The 7,850-nt window shown below is 71.1% G+C and carries 5 protein-coding genes; 4 read left to right on the top strand and 1 reads right to left on the bottom strand.

Going from position 1 to position 7,850, the window contains the following annotated elements:
- A partial coding sequence (locus BZL64_RS27525) for a carbohydrate kinase family protein (protein WP_086771881.1) occupies positions 1-1,011 on the bottom strand: 1,011 nt, incomplete at its 3' end.
- A gap of 244 nt (positions 1,012-1,255) precedes the next feature.
- On the opposite strand from BZL64_RS27525, the gene BZL64_RS27520 reads away from it, so the two are divergent.
- The 4 genes from BZL64_RS27520 to BZL64_RS27505 form a co-directional block, all read left to right on the top strand.
- On the top strand, positions 1,256-2,020 hold the full coding sequence (locus tag BZL64_RS27520; RefSeq protein ID WP_086771880.1) for a DeoR/GlpR family DNA-binding transcription regulator: 765 nt from the start codon (positions 1,256-1,258) through the stop codon (positions 2,018-2,020).
- Positions 2,017-3,354, top strand: coding sequence for a 6-phospho-beta-glucosidase (locus BZL64_RS27515; protein ID WP_086771879.1), 1,338 nt, complete (start codon positions 2,017-2,019; stop codon positions 3,352-3,354). The genes BZL64_RS27520 and BZL64_RS27515 overlap by 4 nt, the downstream gene beginning before the upstream one ends.
- A 124-nt stretch (positions 3,355-3,478) precedes the next feature.
- Positions 3,479-6,541 carry an alpha-mannosidase gene (locus BZL64_RS27510; RefSeq protein ID WP_086771878.1) on the top strand — a complete coding sequence of 1,021 codons (3,063 nt, stop codon included), beginning with the start codon at positions 3,479-3,481 and terminating at the stop codon, positions 6,539-6,541.
- Positions 6,542-6,619: 78 nt separating this feature from the next.
- A partial coding sequence (locus tag BZL64_RS27505; RefSeq protein WP_107430355.1) for an alpha-L-fucosidase occupies positions 6,620-7,850 on the top strand: 1,231 nt, incomplete at its 3' end.

The raw sequence follows: 7,850 nt of genomic DNA, 5'->3' as shown, positions 1-7,850 counted from the left end.
GGGCCGCCGGGCTGCGGCGGGGTGCCGAACGTCTTCTAGGCCGGGGTCGTCCGGCAGCCGGTCGGCGAGGAAGCCGTACGCCCGTTTCAGGCCGGGGTCGGTGAGCGAGCGCCACCAGCGGTCGACGCCGTACCAGCCGGGGGCGGCGAGCGCCCCGCCGTGGTGGCGCACCGACAGCCCGGCGGCGAGGACGGCGAACCGCAGCCGCTCCTCCAGCGGCCAGCCGCCCAGCGAGGCCGTGACGAAGCTCGCGCCGAACACGTCACCGGCTCCCGTCGCATCCAGGACATCGATGTCAAGCGCCGGGACCTGCGCGAACTCGCCGGTCGTCTGGTCCACCGCGAGGGCCCCGTCGCCGCCGCGCGTCACCACGGCGACCGCTACCAGCTCGGCGAGGGTGCCGAGCGCGGCGACCGCGCTGTCGGTGCGGGTGTACGCCATCGCCTCGGTCTCGTTGGGGAGGAAGGCGTGGCACAGGGCCAGCTGGTCGAGCAGGTCGCGGGACCACCGCCGGGTGGGATCCCAGCCGACGTCGGCGTAGATCCGCGTACCGCCGGCCGCCGCCTTGCCGATCCAGGCGCGCGGTTCGGCCTCCAGGTGCACGAGGGCCGTACGCGCCTCGGGCGGGTCGCCCATCAGCACGTCCTGCGAGTACGGCGGCTCCTGGCCGTGGGTGACCAGGGCCCGGTCCTGCCCGTGGGCGAGGGCGACGGTGACCGGGGTGTGCCAGCCGTCGGCGACGCGGGAGAGCGAGAGGTCGACGCCCTCCTGGCCGGCGAGGACCTCCTGGCAGTACGCGCCGTAGAAGTCGTCGCCGAAGACCGTGGCCAGGCAGGTGCGCAGGCCGAACCGGGACGCGGCCACCGCGAGGTTCGCGATGCCGCCGGGGCCGCAGCCCATTCCGGCCGTCCAGATCTCCTCGCCGGGGGCGGGCGGCCCGCCGAGTCCGGTGAGGACGAGGTCGTAGAACAGCAGGCCGGTCAGCAGCACGTCGGGCCGGTCGTCGTCCACGGGAACGTCCTCTCGTTCGGGCGGGGGCGTCGCATCGACGGTTGGCTCACCACGCCGACCGGTGGCTTCGTCACACGGATCGGGCGGGTTCGTCGGGTCGATCGGGAGTTCGTGACGTGGATCGGTGGTTCGTCAGAACTCTTCATTTCGGTGACCGGAATCGTGCGCCCCTCGGCGAGATTGGTCAATACCCGAGCAGAACTGAGCATGGATTTGATTGAAGATGACGAGTAGTGTTCACGCCGTGCTGGCAGAACGACGACATCAACTCATCCTGCGGGCCCTGCGCTCCGGCGGTCCCGCAGCCGTGACCGACCTCTCCGAGCAGCTGGGCGTGAGCCCCGCCACGGTCCGGCGCGACCTGCTCAGACTCGAGGAGGAGGGCCTGCTCACACGTGTCCACGGCGGCGCCGTCGTCGACGAGGGTGACCAGCCCTTCGCCGAGGTCGCCGAGGTCCGGGTGGCGGAGAAGGACGCGATAGCGGAGCGCGCCGCGGCCATGATCGAGGAGGGCCAGTCTGTCCTGCTGGACATCGGCACCACCGCCTACCGCCTCGCCCGTCAGTTGCACGGCCGCCGGCTCACCGTGATCACCAGCAACCTGGTGGTCTACGAGGAGCTCGCCGACGACGAGGGCATCGACTTGGTGCTGCTCGGCGGCATGGTCCGGCGCGAGTACCGCTCCCTGGTCGGCTTCCTCACCGAGGACAACCTTCGCCAGCTGCACGCCGACTGGCTCTTCCTCGGCACGAGCGGGGTGCGGCCGGGCGGCGAGGTGATGGACACGACGGTCGTCGAGGTGCCGGTCAAGCGCGCCATGATCAAGGCGAGCGGAAAGGTCGTCCTGCTGGCGGACACGGCGAAGTTCCCGGGTACGGGCATGGCGAAGGTCTGTGGTCCCGAGGACCTGGACGTGGTGGTGACCAACGCTCCGGTGGACCCGGCGACCCGGTCCTCCCTGGAGGAGGCGGGCGTCGAGGTGGTCCTGGCAGGAAAGGCGCAAGCATGAAACTCACGATTCTGGGCGGCGGCGGATTCCGGGTGCCGCTCGTGTACGGGGCGCTGCTGACGGACCACGCCGAGGGGCGCGTCACCGAGGTCGTCCTGCACGACCTGGACGACAGTCGACTGTATGCGGTAGCCCGTGTACTGGCCGAACAGGCGTCGACGGTGGCCGGCGCCCCCACCGTGACCGCCACGACCGATCTCGACGAGGCACTGCGCGGCGCCGACTTCGTCTTCTCCGCGATCCGCGTCGGCGGCCTGGAGGGCAGGGCGAACGACGAGCGGGTGGCCCTGGCGGAGGGTGTCCTCGGCCAGGAGACGGTCGGCGCCGGCGGCATCGCCTACGGCCTGCGCACGGTGCCCGTCGCCGTCGACATCGCCCGCCGGGTGGCCAGGCTCGCCCCCGACGCCTGGGTCATCAACTTCACCAACCCGGCAGGTCTGGTCACCGAGGCCATGTCCCGGCACCTCGGCGACCGGGTCATCGGCATCTGCGACTCGCCGGTCGGCCTCGGCCGCCGTATCGCGCGCGTTCTCGGCGCGAACCCGCGCGAGGCGTTCATCGACTACGTCGGCCTCAACCACCTCGGCTGGGTACGCGGACTACGGGTCGCCGGCCGCGACGAACTCCCGCGCCTGCTGGCCGACTCCGACCTGCTCGGTTCCTTCGAGGAGGGCAAGCTGTTCGGCGTCGACTGGCTACGGTCGCTCGGCGCGATCCCGAACGAATACCTGCACTACTACTACTTCAACCGCGAGACCGTACGCGCCTACCAGCAGGCCGAGAAGACCCGCGGCGCCTTCCTGCGCGACCAGCAGGCACGGTTCTACGAGGAGATGCGCCGGCCCGACGCGGCGGCGCTGACCGCCTGGGACCGTACCCGCGCCGAGCGCGAGGCGACCTACATGTCCGAGAACCGCGAGACGGCCGGCGCCGGTGAGCGCGACGCCGACGATCTCTCCGGCGGCTACGAGAAGGTGGCCCTCGCCCTGATGCGGGCCATCGCCCGCGACGAACGCACCACCCTGATCCTCAACGTCCGCAACCAGGGCGCCCTCTCCGTGCTCGACACGGACGCGGTCATCGAGGTGCCCTGCCTCGTCGACGCCAACGGAGCCCATCCGGTGGCCGTGGCCCCGCTGCCCGACCACGCGACGGGCCTGGTCTGCGCCGTGAAGGGGGTCGAGCGGGAGGTGCTCGCCGCCACCGAGTCCGGCTCGCGGGCGAGCGCGGTGAAGGCCTTCGCCCTGCACCCGCTCGTCGACTCGGTGAACGTGGCCCGTCGCCTGGTCGAGGGCTACACCGCGGTCCACCCGGGCCTGGCCTACCTCGGGTGAACACTTCCGGACAGCCGTGCCGCAAGCCCTTCGGCAAGAGCGAGTAAGCGCTTTCCGCTTTCGCTCCCTTTCCCGTACGTTCCGTTCCAGCAGTCCGCCCTTCCCGGTTCCCTGGAGACTTTCCATGCACGACGAACGCCGCCGGATCGAGGAGCGCGTCGAGCGCGTCCACACCCAGCGCATCAAGCCCGCCGTCTACGCGGCCACCGTGCCCTTCGAGGTCGAGGCCTGGCAGGCACCGGGCGAGCCCGTCGCGTTCGCTGAGGCCGCGGCAGCCCCGTACGAACCCTTCGTGATGGGCACGCCCTGGGGCCCGCCCTGGGGGACCACCTGGTTCCGGATGCGCGGCCGGGTGCCCGCCGAGTGGGCCGGCAGGCGGGTCGAGGCGGTCATCGACCTCGGCTTCGTCGGCGACTGGCCCGGCAACCAGGCCGAGGCCCTGGTCCACCTGAGCGACGGCACCCCGCTGAAGGCGGTCAACCCGCTCAACCAGTACGTGCCGATCGGCAACCCCGCGACCGGCGGCGAGGTGATCGACTATCTGGTCGAGGCGGCCTCCAACCCCGACATCCTGGCTAACGGCTTCGCGGCCCCGACGCCGCTCGGCGATGTACTGACGGCAGGCGACCGTCCACTGTATACATTCCGCAGCGCCGACCTGGCCGTCCTCGACGAGCAGGTCTTCCACCTCGACCTCGACCTCCAGGTCCTGCGCGAACTCATGGTCCACCTCGGTGAGCACGAGCCGCGCCGCCACGAGATCATGCACACCCTGGACCGCGCCATGGACGTCCTGGATCTGGACGACGTCTCCGGCAGCGCCGCCGCCGTCCGCGAGGTCCTCGCGCCCGTCCTGGCCCGCCCCGCCCACGCCAGCGCCCACACCGTCTCCGGCGTCGGCCACGCGCACATCGACTCCGCCTGGCTGTGGCCGATCCGCGAGACCAAGCGCAAGACGTCGCGCACCTTCTCCAACGTCACCGCGCTCGCCGACGAGTACGACGACTTCATCTTCGCCTGCTCACAGGCCCAGCAGTACGAGTGGGTGCGCGACCACTACCCCCAGGTGTGGGCGCGCATCCAGGAGTCGGTGCGGAAGGGCCAGTGGGCGCCGGTCGGCGGCATGTGGGTGGAGTCCGACGGCAATCTGCCCGGCGGCGAGGCCATCGCCCGCCAACTGGTCCACGGCAAGCGGTTCTTCATGGAGCACTTCGGCATCGAGACCAAGGGCGTCTGGCTGCCGGACTCCTTCGGCTACAACGCCGCCTACCCGCAGCTCGCCAAGCTCGCCGGCAACGACTGGTTCCTCACCCAGAAGATCTCCTGGAACCAGACGAACAAGTTCCCCCACCACACCTTCTGGTGGGAGGGCATCGACGGCACCCGCATCTTCACCCACTTCCCGCCGGTCGACACCTACAACGCCCGATTCAGCGGCGAGGAGATGCACCGCGCCGTCCGCAACTACTCAGAGAAGGGCGCCGGCACCCGTTCTCTGGCCCCCTTCGGCTGGGGCGACGGCGGCGGCGGCCCCACCCGCGAGATCATGGAACGGGCCCGCCGGCTCGCCGACCTGGAAGGCTCGCCCAAGGTCGTCATCGAGCACCCCGACGACTTCTTCGCCAAGGCCCGCGAGGAGTACGAGGACGCCCCGGTCTGGAACGGCGAGCTGTACCTGGAGCTCCACCGCGCCACGTACACCTCCCAGGCCCGCACCAAACAGGGCAACCGGCGCAGCGAACACAAGCTGCGCGAGGCGGAGCTGTGGGCCACGACGGCGGCGCTGAACGCTCCGGGCTACGCGTACCCGTACGAGAAGCTCGACCGGCTGTGGAAGACGGTGCTGCTGCACCAGTTCCACGACATCCTGCCGGGTTCCTCGATCGCCTGGGTGCACCGCGAGGCGGAGGCCGAGTACGCCCGTGTCGCCGAGGAGCTGGAGGCGCTGACGGCGGAGGCGGTCGCGGCGCTGGGCGGCGGTCCCGGGGAGACCCGGTACTTCAACACCAGCCCGTTCGAACGGCGCGAGGTGGTGCGCGACCGTGAGGGCCGAGCCGGTTTCGTGAAGGTCGCGGCGAACGGAAGCGCCCCGCTCTCCCACGACCGGCCGGACGGCGCCGTGACCGTGGAGGACCGCGTCCTGGACAACGGTCTGGTCCGGGTGGAGCTGGCCGAGGACGGCACCCTGGCCTCGGTCTTCGACCGGCGCTTCCAGCGCGAGGTCCTCGCCGGCCGGGGCAACCTGCTCCGCCTGCACACCGACCTGCCCAACTACTGGGACGCCTGGGACATCGACAAGCATTACAAGAACCGCTACACGGAACTCCTGGGCGTCGAGTCCATGACGGTCGTCGAGCGGGACGTTCTGGTCGGCTCGATCCGGGTCACGCGCTCCTTCGGCAAGGGCTCGACCATCACCCAGACCATCACGCTGCGCGCCGACAGCGCCCGCGTCGACTTCGAGACCGAGATCGACTGGCACGAGGCCGAGAAGATCCTCAAGGCGGGCTTCCCGGTGGACGTCCGGGCGGCGCACTCCTCGGCGGAGATCCAGTTCGGTCACGTCCAGCGGCCCACCCACACCAACACCAGCTGGGAGGCGGCCCGCTTCGAGGTCTGCGGCCACCGCTGGGTGCACATCGGCGAACCCGGCTACGGCGTCGCGGTCCTCAACGACTCGACGTACGGCCACGACGTCTCCCGCACGGTCCGCGAGGACGGCGGTACGACGACCACGGTCGCCCTCAGCCTGGTACGCGCACCGCGGATCCCGGACCCCGAGGCCGACCAGGGCAGGCACACGTTCACGTACTCGTTGCTCCCCGGCGCCACGATCGGCGACGCGGTCGCCGAGGGCTACGCCCTCAACCTGCCGCTGCGCAGGGCCGAAGCGGCGGGCGCGCCGCCCGCCCCGGTCGTCTCCGTCGACGGCGAGGGCATCACCGTCGAGGCGGTCAAGCTCGCCGACGACGGGTCCGGCGATGTCGTGGTCCGGCTCTACGAGTCGCGCGGCGGCCGGGCCGGCGGCACCCTGCGCACCGGCTTCCCGCTCGCCGGCGCCCAGATCACGGACCTGCTGGAACGGCCGCTGGAACCGGCCGTCACCGACGGTGTGGGAGGCGTCCGCATACAGCTGCGGCCCTTCCAGATCCTGACGCTCCGCCTGGGCCGCACCACCGCCGGATAACTCGGTCACCCGGCGGGCGCGGCCCGCAGCCGCGCCCGCTCCCTCCCGAAGTCCCCTTCTGTGCGAAGGAGTTCATCCGTGCCCATGCAACCGTGGTTCACCGACGCCAAGTTGGGGATCTTCGTCCACTGGGGCATCTACGCCGTCGACGGCGTCCAGGAGTCCTGGTCGTTCTACGACGACATCGTCCCGCACGACCGCTACGTGTCCCAGCTCGACCGCTTCACCGGCGCCCGCTACGACCCGCACGCCTGGGCGGACCTCTTCGCCCGCGCCGGCGCCCGGTACGCCGTCCTCACCAGCCGGCACCACGACGGCGTCGCCCTGTGGGACACCGCGTACGGCGACCTGAACCTGGGCCGCGACTACCTCACCGGTTACGCCGACGCCCTGCGCGAGAGGGGCCTCAAGGTCGGCCTCTACTACTCGCACTCCGACTGGAACCATCCCGACTACGCCAGCACCCGCAAGCCCGGCCGCCCGCCGGAGCTGGAGGACAACCGTTACTCCGAGTGCGCCGCCGGGGACGAGGACCCGGACGCCTGGGAGCGGTTCCTGGCCTACCGTGACGGCCAGGTGCGCGAGCTGGCCTCCCGCTACCGGCCGGACCTGATGTGGTTCGACGGCGAGTGGGACCGCAGCGAGGAGCAGTGGCGTATCGGGGAACTCGCCGCGCTGATCCGCTCGTACTCGCCGGACGTCGTCTTCAACGCCCGCATGCTCAGTGAGGGCGACTACGCGACCCCGGAACAGGGCGCCCCCATCGAACCGCCCGAGGGTCCCTGGGAGCTGTGTCTCACCATCAACGACTCCTGGGGCTTTCAGCACCACGACCACCACCACAAGTCGCTCACCCAGCTGGTCCGCTACTTCACCGAGACCATCGGCGGCGGCGGCAACCTTCTGCTCGATGTCGGGCCGATGGAGGACGGCACCGTCCCGCAGCCGCAGGTCGAGCGTCTCGAGGGGCTGGGGGAGTGGATCCGGGGGCACGCGGAGGCCGTGTACGGGACGGTGCGCGGGCTGCCGGCCGGGCACCACTACGGGCCCAGCACCCTCTCCGCCGACGGCCGCACCCTCTACCTGATGCTGTTCGACGTCCCGCGTGCCGAGATCGGCGTCCGCGGGCTGGTCACGCCGGTCCGCAGGGTCACGGTGCTCGGCACCGGCACGGAGCTGGGACATCGCGTCGTCGGCGGGCTGCACGAGGCCGTCGGAGTGCTGTGGATCGAACCGCCCGCCGGTTCCGACCTCGACCCGCACGCGACGGTGCTCGCCGTGGAACTCGACGGCGAGCACCGTCGCGTGC

The sequence above is a fragment of the Streptomyces bobili genome, from assembly GCF_002154575.1.
GTDB classification, from domain to species: domain Bacteria; phylum Actinomycetota; class Actinomycetes; order Streptomycetales; family Streptomycetaceae; genus Streptomyces; species Streptomyces bobili.
Note: the sequence above shows the minus strand (reverse complement) of the source record. Positions and strands in the feature narration are given on the sequence as shown.